The 23851-nt window shown below is 65.6% G+C and carries 23 protein-coding genes and 1 tRNA gene; 8 read left to right on the plus strand and 16 right to left on the minus strand.

Annotation, left to right across the window (positions count from 1 at the left end; translation table 11 throughout):
• Window positions 1-24 precede the first annotated feature (24 nt).
• Window positions 25-3534 (minus strand): DNA-directed RNA polymerase subunit beta, encoded by a 3510-nt coding sequence (gene rpoB / locus ACTHQS_RS04155; RefSeq protein ID WP_387557584.1) that lies wholly within the window; start codon window positions 3532-3534, stop codon window positions 25-27.
• 311 nt (window positions 3535-3845) lie between these two features.
• On the minus strand, window positions 3846-4340 hold the full coding sequence (locus tag ACTHQS_RS04160; protein ID WP_440166312.1) for a hypothetical protein: 495 nt from the start codon (window positions 4338-4340) through the stop codon (window positions 3846-3848).
• A gap of 266 nt (window positions 4341-4606) precedes the next feature.
• On the opposite strand from ACTHQS_RS04160, the gene ACTHQS_RS04165 reads away from it, so the two are divergent.
• On the plus strand, window positions 4607-5806 hold the full coding sequence (locus ACTHQS_RS04165) for an acetyl-CoA C-acetyltransferase (protein ID WP_440166314.1): 1200 nt from the start codon (window positions 4607-4609) through the stop codon (window positions 5804-5806).
• Window positions 5806-6303: an aminoacyl-tRNA deacylase gene (locus ACTHQS_RS04170; RefSeq protein WP_440166316.1), complete on the plus strand. Its 498-nt coding sequence runs from the start codon at window positions 5806-5808 to the stop codon at window positions 6301-6303. Before ACTHQS_RS04165 ends, ACTHQS_RS04170 begins: the two co-directional genes overlap by 1 nt.
• An 81-nt stretch (window positions 6304-6384) precedes the next feature.
• Here the strand turns inward: ACTHQS_RS04170 and rplL are convergent, their stop codons facing one another.
• The 9 genes from rplL to ACTHQS_RS04215 all read right to left on the minus strand — a co-directional run bounded on the left by rplL (window position 6385) and on the right by ACTHQS_RS04215 (window position 12890).
• A complete protein-coding gene (gene rplL, locus ACTHQS_RS04175; protein WP_139029946.1) occupies window positions 6385-6759 on the minus strand; it encodes a 50S ribosomal protein L7/L12 in 375 nt (124 codons plus the stop codon).
• 77 nt (window positions 6760-6836) lie between these two features.
• Window positions 6837-7418 (minus strand): 50S ribosomal protein L10, encoded by a 582-nt coding sequence (gene rplJ / locus ACTHQS_RS04180; protein WP_255172854.1) that lies wholly within the window; start codon window positions 7416-7418, stop codon window positions 6837-6839.
• A 296-nt stretch (window positions 7419-7714) separates the two neighbouring features.
• The gene (locus ACTHQS_RS04185; protein ID WP_440166319.1) at window positions 7715-8833 is read right to left on the minus strand and encodes a GNAT family N-acetyltransferase; all 1119 of its coding nucleotides are present in this window, start codon (window positions 8831-8833) and stop codon (window positions 7715-7717) included.
• A 7-nt stretch (window positions 8834-8840) separates the two neighbouring features.
• Window positions 8841-9938: a GNAT family N-acetyltransferase gene (locus tag ACTHQS_RS04190; protein WP_440166321.1), complete on the minus strand. Its 1098-nt coding sequence runs from the start codon at window positions 9936-9938 to the stop codon at window positions 8841-8843.
• 137 nt (window positions 9939-10075) lie between these two features.
• The gene (gene rplA / locus ACTHQS_RS04195) at window positions 10076-10783 is read right to left on the minus strand and encodes a 50S ribosomal protein L1 (RefSeq protein ID WP_440166323.1); all 708 of its coding nucleotides are present in this window, start codon (window positions 10781-10783) and stop codon (window positions 10076-10078) included.
• Window positions 10784-10960: 177 nt separating this feature from the next.
• Window positions 10961-11392: a 50S ribosomal protein L11 gene (gene rplK / locus ACTHQS_RS04200; protein WP_018760472.1), complete on the minus strand. Its 432-nt coding sequence runs from the start codon at window positions 11390-11392 to the stop codon at window positions 10961-10963.
• Window positions 11393-11520: 128 nt separating this feature from the next.
• Window positions 11521-12336: a transcription termination/antitermination protein NusG gene (gene nusG, locus ACTHQS_RS04205; protein ID WP_440166326.1), complete on the minus strand. Its 816-nt coding sequence runs from the start codon at window positions 12334-12336 to the stop codon at window positions 11521-11523.
• Between the two features lie 114 nt (window positions 12337-12450).
• Complete coding sequence (gene secE, locus ACTHQS_RS04210) at window positions 12451-12735, minus strand: preprotein translocase subunit SecE (RefSeq protein ID WP_142133076.1); 285 nt, start codon at window positions 12733-12735, stop codon at window positions 12451-12453.
• Between the two features lie 82 nt (window positions 12736-12817).
• A tRNA-Trp gene (locus ACTHQS_RS04215) sits at window positions 12818-12890 on the minus strand.
• Window positions 12891-13166: 276 nt separating this feature from the next.
• Here ACTHQS_RS04215 and ACTHQS_RS04220 point away from each other — a divergent pair.
• Window positions 13167-14384, plus strand: a complete 1218-nt coding sequence (locus tag ACTHQS_RS04220; protein ID WP_440166327.1) for a pyridoxal phosphate-dependent aminotransferase — start codon at window positions 13167-13169, stop codon at window positions 14382-14384.
• A gap of 153 nt (window positions 14385-14537) precedes the next feature.
• On the opposite strand, the gene ACTHQS_RS04225 is transcribed toward ACTHQS_RS04220, so the two are convergent.
• Complete coding sequence (locus ACTHQS_RS04225; RefSeq protein ID WP_440166329.1) at window positions 14538-15242, minus strand: LuxR C-terminal-related transcriptional regulator; 705 nt, start codon at window positions 15240-15242, stop codon at window positions 14538-14540.
• Complete coding sequence (locus tag ACTHQS_RS04230) at window positions 15239-16576, minus strand: ATP-binding protein (RefSeq protein ID WP_440166331.1); 1338 nt, start codon at window positions 16574-16576, stop codon at window positions 15239-15241. The genes ACTHQS_RS04225 and ACTHQS_RS04230 overlap by 4 nt, the downstream gene beginning before the upstream one ends.
• 125 nt (window positions 16577-16701) lie before the next feature.
• Between ACTHQS_RS04230 and ACTHQS_RS04235 the strand changes: the two genes are divergently transcribed.
• From ACTHQS_RS04235 to ACTHQS_RS04255, 5 genes are all read left to right on the plus strand, one after another.
• Window positions 16702-18294, plus strand: coding sequence for a PspC domain-containing protein (locus ACTHQS_RS04235; protein ID WP_440166333.1), 1593 nt, complete (start codon window positions 16702-16704; stop codon window positions 18292-18294).
• Between the two features lies 1 nt (window position 18295).
• On the plus strand, window positions 18296-18553 hold the full coding sequence (locus ACTHQS_RS04240; RefSeq protein WP_440166335.1) for a hypothetical protein: 258 nt from the start codon (window positions 18296-18298) through the stop codon (window positions 18551-18553).
• A 3-nt stretch (window positions 18554-18556) separates the two neighbouring features.
• Complete coding sequence (locus tag ACTHQS_RS04245; protein ID WP_440166337.1) at window positions 18557-18811, plus strand: PspC domain-containing protein; 255 nt, start codon at window positions 18557-18559, stop codon at window positions 18809-18811.
• Window positions 18812-19016: 205 nt separating this feature from the next.
• Window positions 19017-20042, plus strand: a complete 1026-nt coding sequence (locus tag ACTHQS_RS04250) for an ATP-dependent 6-phosphofructokinase (protein ID WP_440166339.1) — start codon at window positions 19017-19019, stop codon at window positions 20040-20042.
• 27 nt (window positions 20043-20069) lie between these two features.
• Window positions 20070-20786, plus strand: a complete 717-nt coding sequence (locus tag ACTHQS_RS04255; RefSeq protein ID WP_440166340.1) for a GNAT family N-acetyltransferase — start codon at window positions 20070-20072, stop codon at window positions 20784-20786.
• Here ACTHQS_RS04255 and ACTHQS_RS04260 read toward each other — a convergent pair.
• Genes ACTHQS_RS04260 through ygfZ form a run of 3 tightly spaced genes read right to left on the minus strand, consistent with a single transcriptional unit; the run spans window position 20748 to window position 23836 of the window.
• Window positions 20748-22277: a DHA2 family efflux MFS transporter permease subunit gene (locus ACTHQS_RS04260; RefSeq protein WP_440166342.1), complete on the minus strand. Its 1530-nt coding sequence runs from the start codon at window positions 22275-22277 to the stop codon at window positions 20748-20750. The two genes, ACTHQS_RS04255 and ACTHQS_RS04260, sit on opposite strands and share 39 nt — an antisense overlap.
• Before the next feature lie 51 nt (window positions 22278-22328).
• Window positions 22329-22754 carry an ankyrin repeat domain-containing protein gene (locus ACTHQS_RS04265; protein WP_440166344.1) on the minus strand — a complete coding sequence of 142 codons (426 nt, stop codon included), beginning with the start codon at window positions 22752-22754 and terminating at the stop codon, window positions 22329-22331.
• Window positions 22754-23836: a CAF17-like 4Fe-4S cluster assembly/insertion protein YgfZ gene (gene ygfZ, locus ACTHQS_RS04270; RefSeq protein WP_440166346.1), complete on the minus strand. Its 1083-nt coding sequence runs from the start codon at window positions 23834-23836 to the stop codon at window positions 22754-22756. The genes ACTHQS_RS04265 and ygfZ overlap by 1 nt, the downstream gene beginning before the upstream one ends.
• Between the last annotated feature and the right edge of the window lie 15 nt (window positions 23837-23851).

Genomic DNA, 23851 nt, shown 5'->3' on the forward strand with positions numbered 1-23851 from the left:
CACCCGCCGTCGAACGCTTACCTGCTAAACCTCTTCTACGGAGCTGGGCTCTGCGCGAGACAGATCGATGCCCAGTTCTTCCGCAGCCGTGAAGACTGCGTCATCAGAGTCACGCATTTCAATTGTGGTTCCGTCCGTGGAAAGAACTTCCACGTTCAGGCACAGCGACTGCATTTCCTTGATCAAGACCTTGAAGGATTCGGGAACCCCCGGCTCGGGGATGTTCTCGCCCTTGACGATCGCTTCGTAGACCTTCACACGACCGTGGATGTCATCGGACTTGATCGTGAGGAGTTCCTGGAGGGTGTAGGCGGCGCCGTAAGCTTCGAGCGCCCACACTTCCATTTCACCGAAGCGCTGGCCACCGAACTGTGCCTTACCACCCAGCGGCTGCTGCGTGATCATGGAGTACGGGCCGGTGGAGCGTGCGTGGATCTTGTCGTCCACCAGGTGGTGGAGCTTCAGGATGTACATGTAGCCGACCGAGATCGGATCCGGGAACGGCTCGCCGGAGCGGCCGTCAAACAGGCGGGTCTTGCCCGAGGAGTTGATCAGGCGGTCACCGTCGCGGGTCACGTTGGTGGAATCCAGCAGGCCCGTGATTTCCTCTTCGCGGGCGCCGTCGAACACCGGCGTTGCAACAGTGGTGGGACCACTCTCGCGCGGCAGGTTGGGCAGCTGCTTGACCCACTCGGGCTCGCCTTCGATCTTCCAACCGGTCTTGGCAACCCAGCCGAGGTGCGTTTCGAGCACCTGGCCCACGTTCATTCGGCCCGGAACACCCAGCGGGTTCAGGACGATGTCAACGGGCGTGCCGTCGGCAAGGAAGGGCATGTCCTCGATCGGGAGGATCTTGGAGATAACACCCTTGTTGCCGTGGCGGCCGGCGAGCTTGTCGCCGTCGGTGATCTTGCGCTTGGCGGCCACGTAGACGCGGACCAGCTGGTTCACGCCCGGGGGCAGCTCGTCGTCGTTGTCGCGGTCGAAGACGCGCACGCCGATGACGGTGCCGGACTCGCCGTGGGGAACCTTCAGGGAGGTGTCACGCACTTCGCGGGACTTCTCACCGAAGATGGCGCGCAGCAGGCGCTCTTCCGGGGTCAGCTCGGTTTCACCCTTCGGGGTGACCTTTCCGACCAGGATGTCCCCTGCTTCAACCTCGGCACCGATGTGGATGATGCCGCGCTCGTCCAGGCCGGCCAGGACTTCCTCGGACACGTTGGGGATGTCACGGGTGATTTCCTCGGCACCAAGCTTGGTGTCGCGGGCATCGATCTCGTGCTCCTCGATGTGGATGGAGGAAAGGACGTCCTCGGCAACGATGCGCTGCGAGAGGATGATGGCGTCCTCGAAGTTGTGGCCTTCCCATGACATGAATGCCACGAGCAGGTTCTTGCCCAGTGCGAGCTCACCCTGGTCCGTTGCCGGGCCGTCGGCGATGATGCCGCCAACTTCCAGGCGCTGGCCTTCGTTGACCAGGACGCGGTGGTTGTAGCAGTTGCCCTGGTTGGAGCGGGCGAACTTGTTGATGCGGTAGTTGGTCTCGGTGCCGTCGTCGTTGAGCATGATGACGAGTTCGGCGGAAACCTCGGTGACCACACCGGCCTTCTTGGCGATGACAACGTCACCGGCGTCGACGGCGGCGGCGCGCTCCATGCCGGTGCCCACGAACGGGGCCTCGGAACGGACCAGCGGCACAGCCTGGCGCTGCATGTTGGCACCCATGAGTGCGCGGTTTGCGTCGTCGTGCTCCAGGAACGGGATCAGGGCGGTAGCCACGGAAACCATCTGGCGCGGGGAAACGTCCATGAACTCGACGTCCTCGGCCGGAACCAGGACGGGCTCGCCTCCACCACCGCGGGCACGGACCAGGACGGTCTCTTCGGCGAACTTCTTGTTCTCGTCCAGCGGGGCGTTGGCCTGGGCGATCAGGACCTCGGCCTCGTCGTCGGCCGTCAGGTACTGGACGTCGTCGGACACGACGCCGTCCTTGACCAGGCGGTACGGGGTCTCGATGAAACCGAACGGGTTGATACGTCCGTAGGAAGCCAGCGAACCGATGAGGCCAATGTTCGGGCCTTCAGGGGTTTCGATGGGGCACATGCGTCCGTAGTGGGACGGGTGCACGTCACGGACTTCCATGCCGGCGCGGTCACGGGACAGACCACCGGGGCCAAGGGCCGACAGGCGGCGCTTGTGGGTCAGGCCCGAGAGCGGGTTGTTCTGGTCCATGAACTGCGACAGCTGGGAGGTTCCGAAGAACTCCTTGATGGCTGCAACCACAGGGCGGATGTTGATCAGGGTCTGCGGCGTGATGGCCTCGACGTCCTGGGTGGTCATACGCTCGCGAACAACGCGCTCCATGCGGGACAGGCCGGTGCGGACCTGGTTCTCGATGAGCTCGCCGACGGCGCGGATGCGGCGGTTGCCGAAGTGGTCGATGTCATCGATTTCGACGCGCAGGTCCACTTCCTGGCCATCGCGGGTGCCCTTGATGGTCTTCTCGCCGGCGTGCAGCGCGACCAGGAACTTGATCATGGCCACGATGTCTTCAACATGCAGGACCGAAGCTTCCTTGTCGCCAAGGGAGCGGTCGATGCCCAGCTTCCGGTTGATCTTGTAGCGGCCAACCTTGGCCAGATCGTAGCGCTTGGAGTTGAAGTACAGGTTGTCCAGCAGCGACTGGGCAGCCTCGACGGTGGGCGGCTCGCCCGGACGCAGCTTGCGGTAGATGTCCAGCAGGGCGTCTTCGCGGGTTTCGGTGGCGTCCTTCTCCAGGGTTGCCCGCATGGAGTCGTACTGGCCGAACTCTTCGAGGATCTGGCCTTCGGTCCAGCCCAGGGCCTTCAGCAGGACGGTGACGGACTGCTTGCGCTTGCGGTCGAGGCGGACGCCGACCTGGTCGCGCTTGTCGATCTCGAGCTCGAACCATGCACCGCGGGACGGGATGATCTTGGCGGTGAAGATGTCCTTGTCGCTGGTCTTGTCGGCGGCGCGCTCGAAGTAGGCGCCCGGCGAACGGACCAGCTGGGAGACGACGACACGCTCGGTGCCGTTGACGACGAAGGTGCCCTTCTCGGTCATCAGCGGGAAGTCACCCATGAACACGGTCTGCTGCTTGATTTCGCCCGTGTTGTTGTTCATGAACTCGGCCTTGACGTACAGCGGAGCCGAGTACGTTGCGTCCCGGTCCTTGCACTCGGCCATGGTGTACTTGGGGTCAGCGAACTCCGGATCGGAGAAGCTCAGGGACATGGTGCCCTGGAAGTCCTCGATCGGGGAGATCTCTTCGAAGATGTCCGACAGGCCGGACGTGGTGGCGACGCTGAGATCGTTTTCTTCGACAGCCTTTGCCACGCGTGCCTGCCAGCGCTCATTGCCGACCAGCCAGTCAAAGCTGTCTGTCTGCAGGGCAAGCAGATTCGGAACGTCAAGGGGTTCGTGAATCTTTGCGAATGAGAGCCGGCGAGTGGCACCATCAGTGCTGTCGGCAGTGTTAGCGGTTTCGTTATTAGAGGTGCTCGAGGCGACCAAGAGGGATCCTTCCACAGACCTTCAGGCGTTTTCAGATCTCCCCCGCTGTGCACCCTGCGGAGTGACTCCGCAGCGCTACCATCCGGTTCCGCTATATGACCCGGGGCCTGGACTGACTATGCTGTGACCGTTGTTACGGCACGTTGATTGCCAGCTGCCAGGCAAAGCCCACCGCTATATGAAGGCTGAAGGTAAACAGGGAAGACGCAAATATCTACGATACGGCAAAACAACCTACATGTCTACCCCACATCCCGCCGGAATGCAAGCACCTTGTTTCGGGCCTCGGTACGCGAGGAGGCTGGCCGGCCTCAGAGCCGCAGCGTAACGCCCTCCGCCGTGCAGGTTCCGGCGTTTGCGAACACGGCATCCCGCACCGCGTCCTGGGATTCCTGGGACGGCCTGCCCCCGGATCCCGCCGCCGAGGAGTGGTCGATGGCCAACAGGCTCAGCGACGTGAACAGCCCCCGCAGGTCTCCGGAGACCGTATCCTTCGCGTCCTGGGCCTTTGAGTAGATGTCCTCGTAGCCCTTGGAGTCGGTGGGGGAAACCGCGGCGTAGGCCGCCACCAGCTTGTTGAACAGTTCGCAGGCCCCCCTGGTTCCGCCCGCCCCAGCCGCTGCACCGGTACTTCCCGGCCCGGTGGAGGCAGCAGGGCTGCCGGCTTCCGGCCCATGGACCGAGGTCGACGGCGGTCCCGCTGGCTGGGTGGATTCCGCCGGCGCGGGTGCTGACACCGAGCAGCCCGCCAGTGTGCCGCCCATCAGTGCCACGGCGATGGCCGCCGCAGAAAGCTCCTTCTTCACGATCCCGCTCCGTCCGTCCCGGCCCCGGACCTGGTGTCCCCTTGCAAAGCGCGTCCCCTGCACAGCCTCGCCTTCCACCCTACGCAAGCGGCCGCCGTCGTACACAACGCGCCGGTGGGGACCCCTCCCCTGCCCCGCCGCAGAATCCGGCCGCAGGAATGCCGCGGCAGGAATGCACATAGCGCTTCCAGCGTTTGAATAGTTGGGTGACCAGGCTCACGATAGCCTTGGTGGCTTAGACCGAAACCGGACTGAAAGTGGTAACCATGGACAACTCTCCCCACAACAATGACGTTGTCATCCTCGGGGCCGCACGGACCCCGCAGGGCCGGATCAACGGCCAGCTCTCCAGTCTCACGGCTGTGGACCTGGGTGCGCACGCCATCAAAGCTGCCCTGGGATCCAGTGGCGTCGATGCAGCGGATGTGGAGGCCGTCATCATGGGCCAGGTCCTGCAGGCAGGCGCCGGCCAGAACCCCGCGCGGCAAAGCGCCATCGGCGCCGGCATCGGGTGGAACGTGCCTGCCGTGACCGTCAACAAGGTATGCCTTTCAGGCCTGACCGCCGTGATTGACGCAGCCCGGATGATCCGCGCAGGCGAGGCTGCCGTGGTGGTGGCGGGCGGCCAGGAGTCGATGAGCCGGGCGCCGCACCTGCTTCCGGGATCACGCCAAGGGTGGACATACGGGTCCATCCAGGCGCTGGACGCTGCAGCCCACGACGGGCTGACCGACGCCTTCGACGGGGAGTCGATGGGCCTGTCCACCGAGACGCGGAACCTCTCGCTGGGCATCGACCGCACTTCGCAGGACAACATTGCCGCCCAATCGCACCAACGCGCGGCGCTTGCGGCTAAGAACGGAACGTTCGACAGCGAGATCGCACCCATCAGCGTCAAGCAGCGCAAGGGCGAGCCCTTGGTGGTGGACACCGATGAAGGGGTCCGCCCCAATACCTCGATCGAGTCCCTGGCCGGCCTGCGGGCTGCCTTCGTCACTGACGGCACCATCACCGCCGGCAACTCCTCTCCCCTGTCCGACGGCGCCGCCGCCCTGGTCCTCACTTCCCGCGGCTACGCGGAGGAACACGGGCTGGAGTACCTCGCGGTGGTCGGGAAGCCGGGGCAGGTGGCCGGGCCTGACAATTCCCTGCATTCCCAGCCCTCCAACGCCATCATGAATGCCCTTGGCAAAGCGGGGTGGAGCACCGCCGACCTTGACTTCATCGAGATCAACGAAGCATTCGGCTCGGTGGCCGTGCAGTCCCTCAAGGACCTGGACTACCCGCTGGAGAAGTGCAACCTCCACGGCGGCGCCATCGCCCTGGGTCATCCGATCGGTGCTTCAGGTGCCCGGCTGGCCGCCCACGCTGCGCATGAGCTGAAGCGGCGCGGGACCGGCAAGGCTGCCGTATCCCTCTGTGGCGGAGGCGGGCAGGGCGAAGCCCTCCTGCTGTACCGCGACTGATGGCGGGTCCATCCGGAAACGGAGCGGACGGCGTCGGACGGGAACGGTTCCTGGCCGACGCCGCAGCCCGTGGCCTGCACGTTGACGTGGTGGAACGGCCCGCAGCGAAGAGCCTCGAAGAGGCTGCGGACATCCTGGGTATCTCACCGGCGGACATCGTCAAGTCCCTGGTGGTCAAGCACAAGGACGGGACGTTCCTCTTCGCGCTCATCCCGGGCGACCGGCAGATTTCGTGGCCAAAGCTCCGCGCCCTGGTGGGAGTGAACAAGCTGTCTTTGCCGCCCGCGGGGACTGCACTGGAGGCCACGGGCTACGAGCGGGGCACCATCACGCCGCTGGGCAGCACCACCGCCTGGCCCGTCTATGCCGATGCCAAGATTACCGGGCGGCGCATCTCCATGGGCGCCGGGGCGCACGGCTACAGCGCGTTCGTGGACGCCGACGCGCTCACCGCGGCCCTTGGCGCCGTGGTGGCGGACATCAGCGACCCCGGCTAAGCAGGACTTCGCGATATTAAAGCAGGAAACCCCGCCCAACTGACTCGCAGTGGGACGGGGTTTCCGAAGGAAAAGGCGTTGTTACTTGAGGGTAACGGTGGCGCCTGCAGCCTCGAGCTGCTCCTTGGCCTTCTCGGCAGCTTCCTTGGTGGCGCCTTCGAGAACAGCCTTCGGTGCGCTGTCAACCAGGTCCTTGGCTTCCTTGAGGCCGAGGGAGGTGATGGCGCGAACTTCCTTGATGACTGCGATCTTCTTGTCACCGGCAGCTTCGAGGACGACGTCGAAGTCGGTCTTCTCTTCAACCTCTTCAGCAGCAGCGCCGGCGGGGCCAGCAACTGCAACAGCAGCGGCGGTAACTTCGAAGGTCTCTTCGAAGAGCTTGACGAACTCGGAGAGCTCGATGATGGTCAGTTCCTTGAAAGCTTCAATGAGCTCTTCGTTGCTGAGCTTCGCCATGGTAGGCGTCCTTCCTGTTGTGGTGTCCGGGCGGCGCGGGGCCGGACGGGCACCGGAGTCTGGTGTGGGTAAGAGAATTAGTTCTCTTCGGCAGCGGGAGCTTCGGCCGGAGCCTCTGCTTCAGCGGCGGGAGCTTCTTCAGCGGCGGGCGCTTCGGCAGCTGCCGGTGCACCGTTCTCTTCTTCAAGCTTGAGGCGCAGTGCGTCGATGATGCGTGCAGCTGCGGCGGCGGGTGCCTTGAGGACGCCTGCAACCTTGGCGAGCTGCAGCTCGCGGGACTCGAGGGCAGCCAGTGCGGCTACCTCGCTGGCGTCCAGCGCCTTGCCCTCGAAGTAACCGGTCTTGATGACCAGCTGCTTGTTGGCCTTGGCAAAATCCGTCAGGCTCTTGGCAGCGGCAACTGCGTCACCCTTGATGAACGCGATTGCAGTGGGGCCGGCAAGCTGGCCGTCGAATGCTTCGACGCCGGCTTCCTTGGCTGCAATGGCGGTCAGGGTGTTCTTGACGACCGCGAACTTGGTGTCCTGGCCGAGAGAAACACGCAGCTGCTTGAGCTGTGCAACGGTGAGCCCGCGGTATTCGGTCAGGACAGCGGCGTTCGATTCCTTGAAATCGTTAGTGATCTCAGCTACTGCTGAAACCTTGGTAGGCGTTGCCATAACCCTCCTTCCGGGGATAGTGCCGGTATTCGACGGTCCCCGCTCAAGAGAGCTAAAACTAAAAACGCCCCGCGCAGATGCACGGGGCTTGGCTCAACACGGTTATACCGCGGAACTTTGCTTCGTTCACCTGCGCCGGCCGCCCTGCGTTGAGGGTCCTTCGTCCGGAAAGCCACTGTGGTCCCCTGCGCACAACTACAGAATTGAGCCATGTACAGGAGAGTGGATTTCCAACAACCGACGGTCTTTGGTACTCCCAGCTTACGCGAGGCACTGCCGGTCCGCCAAATTGGCGCTTAGCTGGTGCTGGTATGCAGCGTGGGGAGCTCTTTCTGCCAGATCCCCGTCACGCCGGCCGTCTGGAATCCCAGCTGCTTGTTGACCGTCAGGAGGTACCGGTTCTCCGGCGCATTCCAGGTGTAGATGATGCGTGCGTCCGGGAACTGCTCGCTGAGCCGTTCCATGTTGGCCACCTTGATCAGGAGCCCGAGCTTGTTGCCCCGGTGTTCCTGCAGGACCAGGGTATCGTCCTGGAACACCACGTCAGCCCGGTGCGCCAGGACCGTGATCGTGGTCAGGCCCACCAGTGATCCGGTGGCGATGTGCTCAACGGCGGTGACCACTGTTCTCCTGCCCTGCGCGATGGCGACGTCCTCCGCCTCACGCAGGATGCCGCCGTCGAACACCATGTCCTGTTCAATCGGCGCGTCCAGGGACGGGTCAACGTCGGCGCCGGCCTGGTTTTCGAGCGCGGCCACGGCCTCCAACCAGCGGTCCGGGCAGCGGTCCGTCCAGTGGTGCAGCCGGTACCTGCCGTTGTTGGCTTCCTCGGCTTCAGCCTGGAGGTCGGCCACCAGCTTGGTGTCCAGGGGCAGGAGGCAGGAGCTGAACTGCTCGATGTGCTGCAGCGTGTATCCGGTCTTCTGCGCGAACTCCACTTCGCGGCTCTCCAAGGGCACAAACCCCTGCCCGGAGCCGGGTACCAGTTGCGCCCGTTCAAACTCGTGCAGTGACGCGCCCGGATGGTTGGTGTCCACCAGGATCATGGTGCGGCCTTCACCCCTGGCCAGCTGTTCGGCCGCCTCAAGCAGGCGGCGCCCCACCCCCTGCCGCTGGAACTCGGGCAGGATGTCCAGGGTGAGCTCGGCGAGGTCCAGGTGATCGGTCAGGGGCAGCGCAATATCAACCGTGCCCACAATCGCGCCGTCCACCTTCGCAACGAGGATCAGCTGGCGCTCATACGGGTCCGCGAACTCAAGCAACTTTTCCTGGGCGCCGTAGGCAAGATCGTCGCTGCCCCAGGTCTGCATGCGCACCTTGCGGCCCACCTCCACGGCGGCGAGGAAGTCCGCTGCGTCCGGGGTGTCCAGTGAGTCGGGAATATACAGCTGCTCGATCTTCACGTCTATTGCCATGCGGGCATCATCCCAGCCGTTTCTGCCACTCACCTTCATAGCCGGCGGGCCTGAATCCAAGGGCGGTATTTATCGCCAGCATATGCTGGTTTTCGCTGGCATTCCACGTCAGGACCGAGCGCGCCGCGGGCCATCTGTCCGGGACCCTGCGGAGGTTTTGAAGCTTGATCAGCATGCCCAGCCGGTGCCCCCTGTGCCCGGCGGACACCAGGGTGTCCTGCTGCAGCACGGTTGCCGGGACCCCGGGGCGCCAGTTGAGGACCGTGTAGGCCACCAGCTCGCCGGTGGACCGGTCCATGGCGGCCGCCACCAAAGCCTGGACCCCGCTGCGGGCGAGCGTTTCCTCGTTGCGGCGGACCCTGGCTGCGTCCCAGAGCTCGCCTTCCCAATCCATCCCCGCCGTGGGTACGTCCGTGCTCATGCGGGCGTTGAGGACGGCGAAGCTGTCCACCAGTTCGTCAGGGCAGGCGTCGTCCCATCCCATCAAGGTGTAACCGCCCGCGTGGGCAGCTGCCTCGGCTTCCAGCTTCTCCAGCCGCTCCGGCGGCACCGGTAGGGAAAGCCTGCTGGACGTCTCCACCTGTTCCAGCTCATATCCGAGGGCCACGGCAAAGGCAGTGGCGGCGTCATCTGCGGGCAGGCTTCCTGCCCCGGATTTGGCCGCTTGCCGCGGCCCGTCGCCGTCCAGCAGTGTCGCCGGGAGTTCGAAGTAACCGTCCAGGGAGGTACGGCCGTTGTCCCGCGCCACCTCCTCGGCGTACTGGAGCAGCTGGCGTCCCAGGCCTCGCCGTCGGTAGGACGGAACCACCAGGACACCGATCCCGGCCGTGCTGGTGTTCTCGCGCAGCGGCAACGTTACCGAACACATGCCCACGGTTTCCGGGCCAAGCCGGCCAACAAAGAGGTGCCGCGCCTCGTACTCGGTGCCGCGCCAATGCTCCACTTCCTCGGCAAAGGTGTAGCCGCGGTCCAGGTCACCCCAGGTGTCGAGCTCATGCGCCCTCCGCATCGCCTCGCAGTCCCGGAAGTCCTGGTAGCCGTCCGCGGCGTCCGCGGCAGGCGGAACAACGACGGCGGAAATCACCAGGGCGTTCGGCTGCGTCATCCCCTCAGCCTAGCCAGCGGTGGACAGTTGGCGGGGTCTGCGCAAGGAAACGATGTGTTAACGATGAAGGGACCGCCCGGCTGGCAGCCGGACGGTCCCTTCAGATGTGCCTTAGAAGCACGGGATGCTGATGAGGACTATGCCTCGGTGAGCACCTTGGTGACGTTGGGGTCCACGGAGATGCCGGGGCCGAACGTGGTGGCAACGGTTGCCTTCTGGATGTAGCGGCCCTTCGCAGCGGACGGCTTGAGGCGAAGCACCTCTTCCAGTGCTGCTGCGTAGTTCTCGGCCAGCTTGACGGCGTCGAAGGATACCTTGCCGATGATGAAGTGCAGGTTGGAGTGCTTGTCGACGCGGAAGTCGATCTTTCCACCCTTGATGTCGTTGACGGCCTTGGTGACGTCGGGGGTCACGGTGCCCGTCTTCGGGTTCGGCATCAGGTTACGCGGACCCAGGACCTTACCGAGGCGGCCAACCTTGCCCATGAGGTCAGGGGTGGCAACGGCGGCGTCGAAGTCGGTCCAGCCGGCGGCGATCTTTTCGATCAGGTCGTCAGAACCAACGAAGTCGGCGCCGGCTGCGATTGCGGCCTCAGCCTTGTCGCCCGTTGCGAAGACCAGGACGCGGGCGGTCTTGCCGGTGCCGTGGGGCAGGTTGACCGTGCCGCGGACCATCTGGTCAGCCTTGCGGGGGTCCACGCCGAGGCGGAAGGCGACCTCAACGGTGGCGTCGAACTTGGACGGGTTGGTGTCCTTGGCCAGCGTTACTGCCTCGAACGGTGCGTAGTGCTTCTCCGCGTCGATCTTGGCGGCTGCTGCCTCATATGCTTTGCTGCGCTTTGCCATGCTGCTTATTTCTCCTTGTGCAGTTGTGGTCTGCGGACCGCGCTGGGCCCTGCCACAGTCGGTGATCCGGTTCGTTATCCGGCCCGGATGACCAACATTTCAATTTTTTTGGTGCCGGTGTCCCGGCGGTGCCGCCCGTCGTCGTCAATTACCCAACGCTGGACAGCGGTAAGGGTGTTAGCCCTCGACGGTGATGCCCATGGAGCGGGCGGTGCCGGCGATGATCTTCGCTGCGCCTTCGAGGCTGGTGGCGTTGAGGTCTTCCATCTTGGTGGAGGCGATCTCGTTGACCTGGGCCTGGGTCAGCTTGGCAACCTTGACGGTGTGCGGGGTGGATGAACCCTTGGCAACGCCTGCAGCCTTCTTGATGAGCTCTGCAGCCGGCGGGGTCTTGGTGATGAACGTGAAGGAACGGTCCTCGTAGACCGTGATCTCCACGGGGATGACGTTTCCGCGCTGGGCTTCCGTCGCAGCGTTGTACGCCTTGCAGAATTCCATGATGTTGACACCGTGCTGGCCAAGCGCAGGACCGATCGGCGGGGCCGGGTTGGCGGCACCTGCCTGGATCTGCAGCTTGATGAGGCCGGTGACCTTCTTCTTGGGAGCCAATGTAGGGTCCTTCTCTCAATAACGTCCTGGGGCACAGGAGCGTGCCTCAGGTTTGTGGCCGCCATGGCGAGGCGGCCGGCCGTTCCGGAGCTGCTAAGCGGGCGGCGCCGGAACGAATTCTAGGATTCTCAGATCTTGGTGACCTGGTTGAACGCCAGGGTGACCGGCGTTTCGCGCTCGAAGATGGAGACCAGCACCACGAGGGTCTGGGATTCGACCTTGATCTCGGAGATGGTGGCGGGAAGGGTCTCGAACGGGCCTTCCTTGACGATGACGGACTCGCCAACCTCGAAGTCGACGTCGACGGGGGCCTGGTGCTGCTTGTTGACCGGCTTGCCCTTCTCGGCCTGCTCTTCCTCGAAGACAGGGGCGAGCATGGAGAAGACCTCGTCAAGGCGCAGCGGGACCGGGTTGTGGGCGTTGCCCACGAAGCCGGTGACGCCGGGGGTGTGCCGGACGGCACCCCAGGAAGCGTCCGTCAGGTCCATGCGGACCAGGACGTAGCCGGGGATGCGGACGCGGTTGATCACCTTGCGCTGGGCGTTCTTGATCTCCACGACTTCTTCCATGGGCACCTGGATCTCGAAGATGTAATCTTCCATGTCCAGGGTCTGGATGCGGGTTTCAAGGTTGGCCTTCACGCGGTTCTCGTAACCGGCGTAGGAGTGGATGACGTACCAGTCACCCTCCTGGCGGCGCAGCTTGGCCTTGAACTCCTCTGCGGGGTCCGCTGCTGCGGTGGCTGCCGCGGCGGCAAGGGCGTCTGCGGGCTCGTCTTCACCGTCGGCGTCTGAAGCGTCGGCGTCAGCTTCTGCAACGTCGGAGGCGGCGTCGTCGGATTCGGGCGTGGAGGACTCAACCTCGGACTCTTCACCGGCTTCTGCCGTGACGTCCGGGGATTCTTCCAGCCCAGTCTCGGTTACCTCGAGCTCCTGCTCAGACACTTGGTCTCCTGCTTCCTCATTGCCTAACATGCCTATTTAAATGGCTCAATTCCGCACGCCGGCGCTTCCTTCCGGTTACCCCGGTGAATCACGCGGCCTGCGGACCGTGCAGCCTTAGCTGTCCTTGGAGCCGGTACCGCCAAAGATCCAGCTGACAGCGGTTCCGAAACCAATGTCCAGCAGGCTGACGATGACCATCATGATGGCCACGAACACCAGCACCACGAGCGTGTAGTTGATCAGTTCCTTGCGGGTGGGGGCGACAACCTTCTTCAGTTCGCCGATGATCTGGCGGACAAAAAGTGCAATGCGGGCGAAGAAGTTTGCCTTGGCTTCCTTCTTAGCTGGGCGGCCCTTGGAGCTGCTGGCAGCTGTTTCGGTCACCTGGTCCTCGCTCATCTTTGCAATGGTGGATTACCCGGCCCTGATCAGAACCATGGTTGCTGCGCCTGCTCCGGGCTTTCGCCCGGAGCAGCTTGCGCAGGGCAGACAGGACTCGAACCTGCAACCTGCGGTTTTGGAGACCGCTGCGCTACCAATTGCGCCACTACCCTATGGAGTGAATTCCACTCTTTGATGGCCGACACCAGCTTGAACTGGGGCGCACGCCATCATCTGTGTTTCAACACCGGTGAACCAGTCTACGCAAGAACTTCGCGTAGGTAAAACCAGCCCGCCCCGGTCCAACCGAAGTCCGGTTCGAAACGTGCTGCGCCAGGCAGTCATAAATCAAAACCGGCACCCCGGAGGGTCCGGTGAACAGCATAGAGTAGAACTCGTCGAATCCCACATTCCAGCCTCCCGGCTGCAAGCGAAGAACGGACCTGCCAATGCCTTCCGCCCGCGTTTCCCAACGCATTTCCGCAATTGCCGAATCCGCAACCCTGGCCGTTGACGCCAAGGCCAAGGCGCTGAAGGCAGCTGGCCGGCCGGTTATTGGCTTCGGTGCGGGCGAACCGGACTTCCCCACCCCGGACTACATTGTCCAGGCTGCCATCGAGGCGGCGGGCCAGCCCAAGTACCACCGCTACTCCCCCGCCGGCGGTCTTCCCGAGCTGAAGAAGGCAATCGCAGAGAAGACCCTGCGCGACTCCGGCTACACCGTGGATCCCTCGCAGGTGCTGGTCACCAACGGTGGCAAGCAGGCCGTCTACAACACCTTCGCCACCTTGGTGGATCCGGGGGACGAAGTCCTCGTCCCCGCCCCGTTCTGGACCACTTACCCGGAGGCCATCCGCCTGGCCGGCGGCGTGCCCGTTGACGTTTTCGCCGGGCCTGAGCAGGACTACCTGGTGACCATTGAGCAGCTAGAAGCAGCCGTGACGGACCGGACCAAGATCCTGCTGTTCGTCTCGCCGTCGAACCCCACCGGCGCTGTCTACTCCCCCGAGCAGGTGGCGGAGATCGGCAAGTGGGCCGCGGCCAAGGGCTTGTGGGTGGTCACCGACGAGATCTATGAGCACCTGACCTACGACGGCGTCCCCTTCACCTCCATCGCCACCGCTGCCCCGGAACTGGGCGACAAGGTGGTCATCCTCAACGGCGTTGCCAAGACCTACGCCATGACCGGCTGGCGGGTGGGCTGGATGATCGGCCCGGCAGACGTCATCAAGGCGGCCACCAACCTGCAGTCGCACGCCACATCGAACGTGTCCAACATCATGCAGATTGCCGCCCTCGCCGCCGTGTCCGGCCCGCTGACCGCGGTCGATGAGATGAAGGTGGCGTTCGACCGCCGCCGCAAGGCCATCGTCGCGGGGCTGAATGCGATTGACGGCGTGGAATGCCCGACGCCGAAGGGCGCCTTTTACGTATACGCGGACGTCCGTGCGCTGCTGGGTAAGGAATTCCCCACCGCGTCCGGCACCGCCACGCCGCAGACCTCCGCGGAGCTGGCCTCGCTGATCCTCGACGAGGTTGAGGTGGCTGTGGTTCCGGGCGAGGCGTTCGGCCCCTCCGGCTTCCTGCGCCTCTCCTACGCCCTGGGCGACGACGACCTCGCCACCGGGGTGCAGCGCCTGCAGGACTTCCTGGGCAAGGCCCAGTAACGCCTCATCACCTTTCGCAGGAAAAACCAGAACGCCCCATCACCAAGTGATGGGGCGTTCTGGTTTAAGGCCCGAAAGGTGATGGGGCGTTCTGGTTTAAGGCCCGAAAGGTGATGGGGCGTTGGAGATATAGGGGCAGGAGGTGATGGGCGGCTAGAGGAGGCGGCGCTCCGCGGCCCACTTGGTGAGTTCGTGGCGGCTGGAGAGCTGGAGCTTCCGCAGCACTGCCGACACATGGGTCTCCACGGTCTTGATGCTGATGAAGAGTTCCTTGGCCACTTCCTTGTAGCTGTAGCCCCGCGCGATGAGCCGCATGACTTCAAGTTCGCGGGCCGAGAGCTTGTCCAGTTCGTCATCGGCAATATCGGCGGGGGCAGTGCCGAAGGCGTCCAGGACAAAACCGGCGAGGCGGGGAGAGAAGACCGCATCGCCGCCGGCCACCCGGAACACGGCGTCGGTAATTTCGGCGCCGGAGATGGTCTTGGTGACATAGCCGCGGGCTCCGGCGCGGATCACGGCGACGACGTCCTCCGCTGCATCGGAGACGCTCAGTGCCAGGAACCGGGTGCTGGACAAAAGCGCGGCGGAGCCTGCGATGACTTCGCGGCCGCCGCCCCCCAGCCCGCCCGGCAGGTGGACGTCCAGGAGGACGACGTCGGGCCGCTGCTGGGCAATCACGGCGATGGCCTGCTCAACGGTGGCAGCCTCCCCCACCACCTGGATGCTGGCGTCAAGGTCGGCCTTCAGTCCGGACCGGAAGATGGCGTGGTCGTCCACGATGACCACCCGCACGGAGTTTGGCCGGCTGGCGCCTCCGGCACCTGTTCCCTGTCCACCTGTTCCCTGCGTTGTGGTCATGATTTTCCTTCCGCGTGTTCTGCGGCGGCCGGCAGCCGGAGGCGGACCTCGGTGCCGTCGCCGGTGCTGAGGATGGCGGCGGAGCCGCCGTGCCGTTTCATCCTGCCGATGATTGATTCCCGGATGCCGAGCCGGTCCGCCGGTACATCTCCCAGTTCAAAGCCCGGTCCCCTGTCCTTGATGAAGATCTCGGCCTGCCCGTCGGACGCTTCAAGGTAGACCGAGACCGTCCCGCCACCGTGCCGAGAGGCGTTGAGCATGGCCTCCCGGCTTGCCTGGACCAGGGCCTCGTGTGCCTCGGTCATGGCGGCGTCACCGACAGTGACCACCTCCACGGCGTTGCCAAGCAGGTCCTCCACTTCGCCGGCAACAGCCTTGACCCGGTCTGAAAGCTGCCCGCTTTCGCGGCCTGGATCCTGGAACAGCCAGCCGCGCAACTCGCGTTCCTGGGCACGGGCCAGGCGGACGACGTCGTGCTCGTTGCCCGCCCGCCGTTGGATCAAGGCAAGGGTCTGCAGCACCGAATCGTGGAGGTGGGCGGCGATCTCGGCACGTTCCGTTTCCCGGATCCGGCCGGCGCGCTCCGCTTCCAGGTCGCGCCAGAACTTCAGTGCCCAGGGCAGCAGGACCAGCACCACCCCGCCCAGCACGGCCACAGAAGCGAGCAACGCGAGCCAGGTTTGCTCCCACGAGCCCGAGCCGGAGACCATCACCAGGACCCCGGCCACCACCAAAGCCAGGCCGGCTGCAAGGCGGCCCCATCCGCCGGCCTGGTTTGCCTTGGTCTTGTCCATCAGCCCGGCGCGGCGGGTTTCGTCCAGCTGCATCCACGCGATCGAGGCGCCGCCCAGCACAGCGGCAGCCGGGATCAGCGTTCCGAGGGACACATCCACGCCCAGCAGCTGGGCAATCATGATGCCGGCCACCAGCAGGAGCCCGCAGCCCAACAGGATTTCCTTGCCATACCGCATTCCGCGCGCGCGGAACCAGGGTTGTCCGGGAGGCGCAGCCTCACCGTCCGGGACGGGACCGGCGGCACCTGCCGGGGTTCCGCCGTCGGCCGCCTTTCCTTGGGCGGGCTGGCTCACCGCCGGGGCAATGGGCGACGCCGGGCGGCGGGCGTTGCGGCGGGCAGCCTCGTCCGCCGTGGGCACCATGATCCAGAGCCAGGCATAGAAGACCAGGCCCGCCCCTCCTGCGAAGGACGCCAGGACCATGCCCACGCGGACGTTCTTCACCGGCCAGCCCAGGTGCGCGGCAAGGCCTGAGCATACCCCTGCAATGACACGGTCGCTGCTCCGTGCCAGGGGCGGCCGCGCCGGAAGGGTTGTCATGGGTCAATCCAAACACGGATCAGGGTTGCCCGGACCGCATACGCCCGCTTCCCGGGGACAGCTCAGGGACGGTTCAGGGTTTCCCCCAGTAGAGCGCCAACCGGCCTGAACGGGAGGATCGAGGTATGAACTCGCAGACCCCCTCCCCCGACGACGAACACCCTGCCGAACCCCTTCCCGACGGGCTGCCCGGCACGAACAGCGAGCGGCCCACCGAGCCGCTGCCGTCCTCCGCCTCCACGCCTCCGGACCCCGCCCCGGTCCCACCTGCGGATCAATCCCAGCGCTACGCGTTCCAGGGCAGCCCCGCCCCGGCGCCGTCCACCGACTTCTTCGGCTGGATCCGCAGCAACGGCATCTACCGCGGCAACGACCGGTGGATCGGCGGCGTCTGCAGCGGCATCGCACACCGGCTCGGTGTGGACCCCATTATTATCCGGGGCGTCTTCATTGTCCTGACCCTCCTGGCCGGCATCGGCGTACTCCTGTACGGCCTGGCCTGGGCCTTCCTTCCCGAACCTGACGGCAGGATCCATGTCCAGGAAGCCGGCGCGGGCCGCTGGTCCAGCGGTATGACGGGTTCCCTCATCGCCACGGTCCTGGGACTCACCGGCCTGGGCGGAGGCTTCTGGGGCTGGAGCCACAACGGCCTGAGCGGCCTGCTGTGGACGCTCTTCTGGGTGGGCGGCGCCATCTACCTGATCTACTACCTCTCACAGCGCAACAAGGCCCACCCCACCATCGCCGGCCACGGCACCGCGGCCCCCGACGGGACCTATCCGATGGGGAGCTCCGGCCCGGCCCACACCTCAACGTTCTCCGCAGGCACCGCTTCCGGTCCGGTCCCCGCCGCCCCAGGCACCGCAACACCCCCGTACGGCAGCGGCACCGCCGGCACGGCGGGCAGGGCGGGCACGGGCCGCTACGGCCAAGGCGGCTACAGCCCTTCCGGAATGCCATCCGCTCCCGGCGAAGGCGCCCCCGGCGGAGCCGGCGGCAGTGGCGGCACGTCTCCCGGCGGACCCGGCAGCGGCGTACCGGGCAGCAACGGCTACCCCGCCCCGTGGGTCCCGCCGCTGCCGCCAAAGCCCCGGCCGTCCGGTCCCGGCGCTCCGGCAGTCGCCATTGCAACAGGACTCGCACTGCTGGTGGGCGGTGGACTCAAGGCGCTCGATGCCGCGAACATCATCGACCTGGGCGGCTCGGCCAACGCCATTGTGTGGGCCAGTGCCGCAGCCGTCCTGGGGCTGGGCATCATGGTGGCGGGCTTCCGCGGCCGGACCGCAGGCATCCTGAGCCTCTTCGCAGTAATCGCACTGGTCACCGGTGGCATCTACAACACCTTGAACGACGGCCGGATGCGCTTCCAGCAGGTCGACTGGAACCCGGCCAGCATCGAGGAGGCGCGCGGCGGCATCGACATCACCGCCGGGCGGGGAACGGTGGACCTCACGGACCTCTCCCCCACCGCCCCCCTGACGTCCGACGTCGTGGTTCCCCTGGACATCACCGCCAGCAACGTGACGGTGGTGATCCCGCAGAACGTGCCCGTGGACATCAAGGCGGACATGACCATGGGGAACCTGAACGAAGCCAGCGGCCAGCGCGGTGGCACCACCACCCGTGAAAGCACCTACAACACGGACAAGCCGGGCAACCACCTGGTGGTGCAAATCGACGGCACCTTCAGCAACGTCACCATCCAGGAAGGCAACTGACATGGACAACAGCAACATTACGACGACGGCGGGCCAACACCCTGCCGGACCGGCACCCGCCAGGGTGGGCACGGTGGTGTGGGGACTGATCGTCCTGGCGCTGGCTGCACTGATCATCGTGGCGCAGCTGGGCATCGTGACCCTCAACGGCACCTACGTCCTGATCGGCCTCATGATCGGCGCGGGCGTGGCCCTGGTGGTGGGCGGCCTGCTCTCAGCCCGGAAACGTGACAACGAACCAACTACAGGGAAGTCTTGAACCATGGATAAGTTCTTCAGCATCGTCAGGGGCTTCGGCCTGAAGCGCGGCCCCGAGCGGTGGCTTGGCGGGGTTTGCGGCGGCATCGCTGCCAAGCTCAACGTGGACGTCGCGTTCGTCCGTATCGCCTTCCTGCTCTTCGCGCTGCTTCCGGGCCCGGCCTTCGTGTTCTACGTCCTGGCGTGGGTGATCCTTCCGGACCAGCGGAACGAGATCCCGCTCCAGACGTTCCTGGACCGCCGGTCGCTTAACAGCTGACCCGTCCGGCTCACGCCGGCAGGCCCGAGCCCCCGTCCCGTGAATCCATTCATCGGACGGGGGCTTTTGCCTGCCCTTTCTCCCGCTGCTTCCAGCAGCCCCATGTAACCGGTTTGTGTCGTACCCCACACCCCCCACTACACTTCTAGGTGAGCTCAGCGTGGCGCTCTGCCTGTAAACCTTCTTCCCAGGATTTGAGCCGAACATGAAAATTGGAATCCTCACCAGCGGTGGCGACTGCCCCGGATTGAACGCCGTGATCCGAGGTGCGGTACTGAAAGGCATCGCAGTACACGGCCAGGAATTCGTCGGATTCCGTGATGGCTGGCGGGGCGTGGTGGAAGGGGACATCATCGATATTCCCCGCACCATGGTCCGCGGCATCGCCAAACAGGGCGGCACCATCCTTGGCACGTCCCGCACCAACCCGTTCGAAAATGGGGGCGGCCCCGAAGCCATCAAGGCCCACATGGACCGCCTGGGCATCGACGCGATCATCGCCATCGGCGGTGAAGGGACCCTCGCCGCGGCCAAGCGCCTCACCGACGCCGGGCTCAAGATCGTAGGCGTTCCCAAGACCGTGGACAACGACCTCGACGCCACCGACTACACGTTCGGTTTCGACACCGCCGTGCAGATCGCCACGGAGGCCATCGACCGGCTGCGCACCACGGGCGAGTCCCACCACCGCTGCATGATCGCCGAAGTGATGGGCCGGCACGTGGGCTGGATTGCCCTGCACGCCGGCATGGCTGCCGGCGCGCACGCCATCCTCATCCCCGAGCAGAAGGTCAGCATCGAGCAAATCACCGAATGGGTCAAGGAAGCCCACCACCGTGGCCGCGCACCCCTGGTGGTGGTGGCTGAAGGCTTCGTTCCGGAGCACATGGAAAGCCCGCACTCCGAGCGCGGACTGGACACCTTTGGCCGTCCCCGCCTGGGCGGCATCGCCGACCAGCTCGCCCCGGAACTCGAAGCCCGCACCGGCATCGAAACCCGCGCCACCATCCTGGGCCACATCCAGCGCGGCGGCGTCCCGTCAGCCTTTGACCGGGTCCTGGCCACCAGGCTTGGCATGGCCGCGATCGACTCGGTGGTGGAAGGGTACTGGGGCACCATGGTGGCACTGAAGGGCACCGATATCCAGCACGTCGCCTTCCAGGAAGCCCTGGGCCAGCTCAAGACCGTCCCGCAAAACCGCTACGACGAAGCCGCGGTCCTTTTCGGCTAAGCCTCCGGGCCGCCCTAGGCTGGGACCATGACACTCGATCCGGGCTCAGCGGCCATTATCCAGTTGGCGTGGGCGCGCCGGCTGGGCCTCGACGACGACGCGTTCGGTGACGCCCTGGCATCCGGGAAGAGGATAGTCCGGGCTGATGAATCGGCCCGGACCGTCGAGTTTGTGCGGCTGTTCGGAAGTTCCGCCCTGGTGGGGCCACGGAGCGTCATTGACGCCGCGGCGGACATTCCCGACGAGGAGATGGCCCAGCACGTCACCTTGCTGAAACTGACCAGGGAGCAGGGCGGCCACGGACTCGGTGCCGCCGCCCTGTTCTTCGCCGACGACCTGCCACTGCAGCAGCCCTCCGAGGAACTGACCGTCTCGCACGGGAATCCGGAGGCGATCGAACTGGAAGGCAGGTGCCCGCCGGACGACGTCAACGAGGTGGGCCTGTCCGACCTCGAGAACCGCTACACGATCGTGCACGAGCAGGATGGCAGGCGTGTACCGCTGGCCTGCGGCGCTTATGGGGAATGGGAAGGCCTGCTGGCCAACATGGGCGTGCTGGTGGATCCCGACTGGCGGCGGCGCGGCCTTGGCTCATTGGCCGGTTCCATTGCCGCCCATGAAGCCCTTGCCGCCGGGCTGACGCTGCAGTGGCGTGCAGACGTCAGCAACACCGGTTGCCTGGCACTGGCCCGGAAGCTGGGCCTCTCAGCCGGCGGAATCCAGACCAGCGTCCACCTTCGCTGACGCCTGATCCTGCGGCTTTCCCTGCGCGCCCCAGCCCTGGACCGGCTGCGGCTTGGCGAAGAACAATGCCACCGCTGCCCCCACCAGGATCACTCCGGCGGGCAGCAGGATGGACTGGCCCATCGCCGTCGAGAATCCCGCATGCAGGAACTCCGGAAGCGAGCCGCCCATCGCCAGCCCCTCCCCGGCCGCCCCGCCTGGCCCACCCGTGGGCAGCTCGGCGGCCAGCCGGGACTGGATCAGCACGGCGATGGCTGCGCTGCCCAGTACCGCGCCGATCTGGCGGGTGGTGTTGTAGACCCCCGACCCTGCACCGGCCTGCCGCGGCGGCAGGTTCCGGGTGGCGGTGGTGCTCAGCGGCGCCCAGATGCCGGCGTTGGCAAAGCCGAGGACCGCGCTGGGCAGCAGGAACATGAGGATGGGCGTGTCCGGCTGCATCAGTGCCGAATTCCACAGCAGCGCCACTGCCATGAGGACCAGGCCGGTGGCGGTGATGTATTTGGGGTTGACCCGGTCCACCAGTTTCCCCACCACGGGTGCCAGCCCGCCGGAGATCAGCGCCATGGGCACCATCATCAGGGCGGACTGCGTAGGGGTAAGGCCCCGGACCAGCTGATAGTAGAAGATCAGCGGCAGGCTGAAGGCCGTCACCGTGAAGCCCACCGTAGTGATGCCGATGTTGGCCAGCGAAAAGTTCCTGTCCCGGAACAGTGCCAGCGGCAGCAGCGGCTCGCCCTTGTTGAAGCGCTGCCACAGCACAAAGGCGGCGAGCACCACGAGGCCGCTGATGATCAGGCCCCACACGCTGATCGGTCCGGTGATGGTGCCCCAGTTGTACGTCTCGCCTTCCTGGATGCCGAAGACCAGCAGGAACAGCCCGACGGCACTCAGCAGGACCCCGGGGATATCGAACCGGTGCGGGTGGGTGCTGAGGGCCGGGACGTTGCGCAGCGCCAGGATGAAGCCCACGACGCCGATGGGCACGTTGATGAAGAAGATCCACTCCCAGCCAAGGCCGTCCACCAGGATCCCGCCCAGGATGGGCCCCACGAGGGTCGCCATCCCCGCGGTCGCGCCCCAGACGGCCATCGCCGAGCCGCGCCGGTCCGGCGGGAAGATCCGGGTGATCACGGCCATGGTCTGCGGTGTCATCATGGCCGCGCCAAGGCCCTGGAGGACACGGGCAGCGATCAGGATCCCGACATCACCGGACAGGCCGCACCACAAGGAGGCAAGGGTGAACACCACCAGGCCGGAAAGGTAAAGCTTCTTGGGACCGAACCTGTCGCCGAGCCGGCCGGTGATGAGCAGGGGGACGGCGTAGGCCAGCAGGTAGGCGCTGGTCACCCAGATCACCGAGTTGATGTCGGCGTCCAGGCCCTCCATGATGCGGGGGTTGGCTACGGACACGATGGTGGTGTCGATCAGGATCATGAAGAACCCGATCACCAGGGACCACAGCGCCGGCCACGGCTTTGCTACGTTTTCCACTCGGTCATCCTTTGGGAAGTTTTGGTTGGTGCCGGGCGGAAACCCGGAAGATCAGCCCAGGAGGTCCAGGATCTCCGTGCGGGCAAACATCTGCGCCGCGGCGCGGGCGGAGGGTGCACCGGCATCCGGATCCGCTCCGGCTTCCAGCAGGATGCCTGCCACGTCCGAGTAGCCCTTGAATGCGGCTCCGGCGAGCGGGGTCTGGCCCCTGTCATTGGCGGTATTGGCATCGGCGCCGTGCTGCAGGAGGAGCTGCACGGTACCGGCATGCCCATGGTAGGCGGCCAGCATGAGCAGGGAGTCGCCGGCTGAGTTGGTCATGGTGGCGGGAACGCCGGCGTCAAGGTAGGCACCCAGCAGCTCATTGCTTCCGTCACGGGCAGCCTGGAAGAGCGTATGCGCCAAAGCCAGGGCGTCGTCGTCGTGCCCTTCCGTTGCCTCCGCCCCAGCATGGACGGGCGTGGTGTTCTCGGTCATCAGCGTGGCCCCCTCAGGAATCCGGTCTGGCGCCCCACTACCTGGCCGGCGTCGGGGGCAACAATGAGTTCCTGGGCGGCCGGATACGGCTCATCGCCGTCCAGGACCGTCAGTATTTCATCCGGGGCCACGGAACGCTTGATGACTGCCAGGGCGACGGGGCCCATTTCATAGTGCTGCGCCACCGAGGTCACCGTTCCCACTTTCCGTTCCCCGGCCATGACGGGGCTGCCGGCAGCGGGCAGGGTGTGCTGCGAACCGTCCAGCTGCAGGAACACCAGCCGGCGCGGCGGGTGGCCCAGGTTGTGGACGCGGGCGATGGTTTCCTGGCCTTTGTAGCAGCCCTTGGCCAGGTGCACGGCGGTGCGCAGCAGGTCCAGTTCGTGCGGGATGGTCTTGTCATCCGTCTCGGCGCCGATGCGGGGGCGCCAGGCGGCCACCCGGAGCGCCTCTGCGGCGAGCACACCCGCCAGCGCGCGCCCGGCGACCGCGTCCTCCAGCCCGGCGGCGGGGATCAGGTACTCGAACCATGGACGCTCAAGCCCGGGATGGTTCTCCTCAGAGACGGTGGCGTAGGAGTATCCGCCGGCGGAAACGTGCGGCCACGGGTCCTGCCAGGCGAGGTGTCCGGACCATTCGGGCACGGCCCGCGTGCTGCCCATAACGGCCCAGTCCGCCGAGGCGTCCGCGATCTCCACCCGCAGCATGAACTTCATCCGGTTGAGGTACTCGGCCAGCGGGGCGGCTTCGGCGGCCTCAACGATCAGCCAAGTGGTCTCCCCGTCATCGATCACCCGGGCGTCGAACTCGATGCGGCCCTGGACGCTGAGGAGCAGCAGTTCGCTGGACTCCCCCGGCTTCAGCGCTGCCACCTGCTGTGAGGACAGGGTATTGAGCCAGCTGAGGCGGTCAGGCCCGGTGACGGTGACCACGCCGCGGTGGGAAAGGTCGACGACGGCGGTTCCGGCGGCGAGTGCGCGCTGCTCGCGCAGCGGCTCGCCGTAGTGGGCGGCGACCCCGGCGTCAGGGCCGGTGGCCTCGACGGCCCCGGGGCGCGACAACAAAGGGCTGGGCGTAGTCATATGAAGTAGAAGTCC

The organism is Arthrobacter sp. SAFR-044 (assembly GCF_051965175.1).
In the GTDB taxonomy this organism is placed as follows: domain Bacteria; phylum Actinomycetota; class Actinomycetes; order Actinomycetales; family Micrococcaceae; genus Arthrobacter.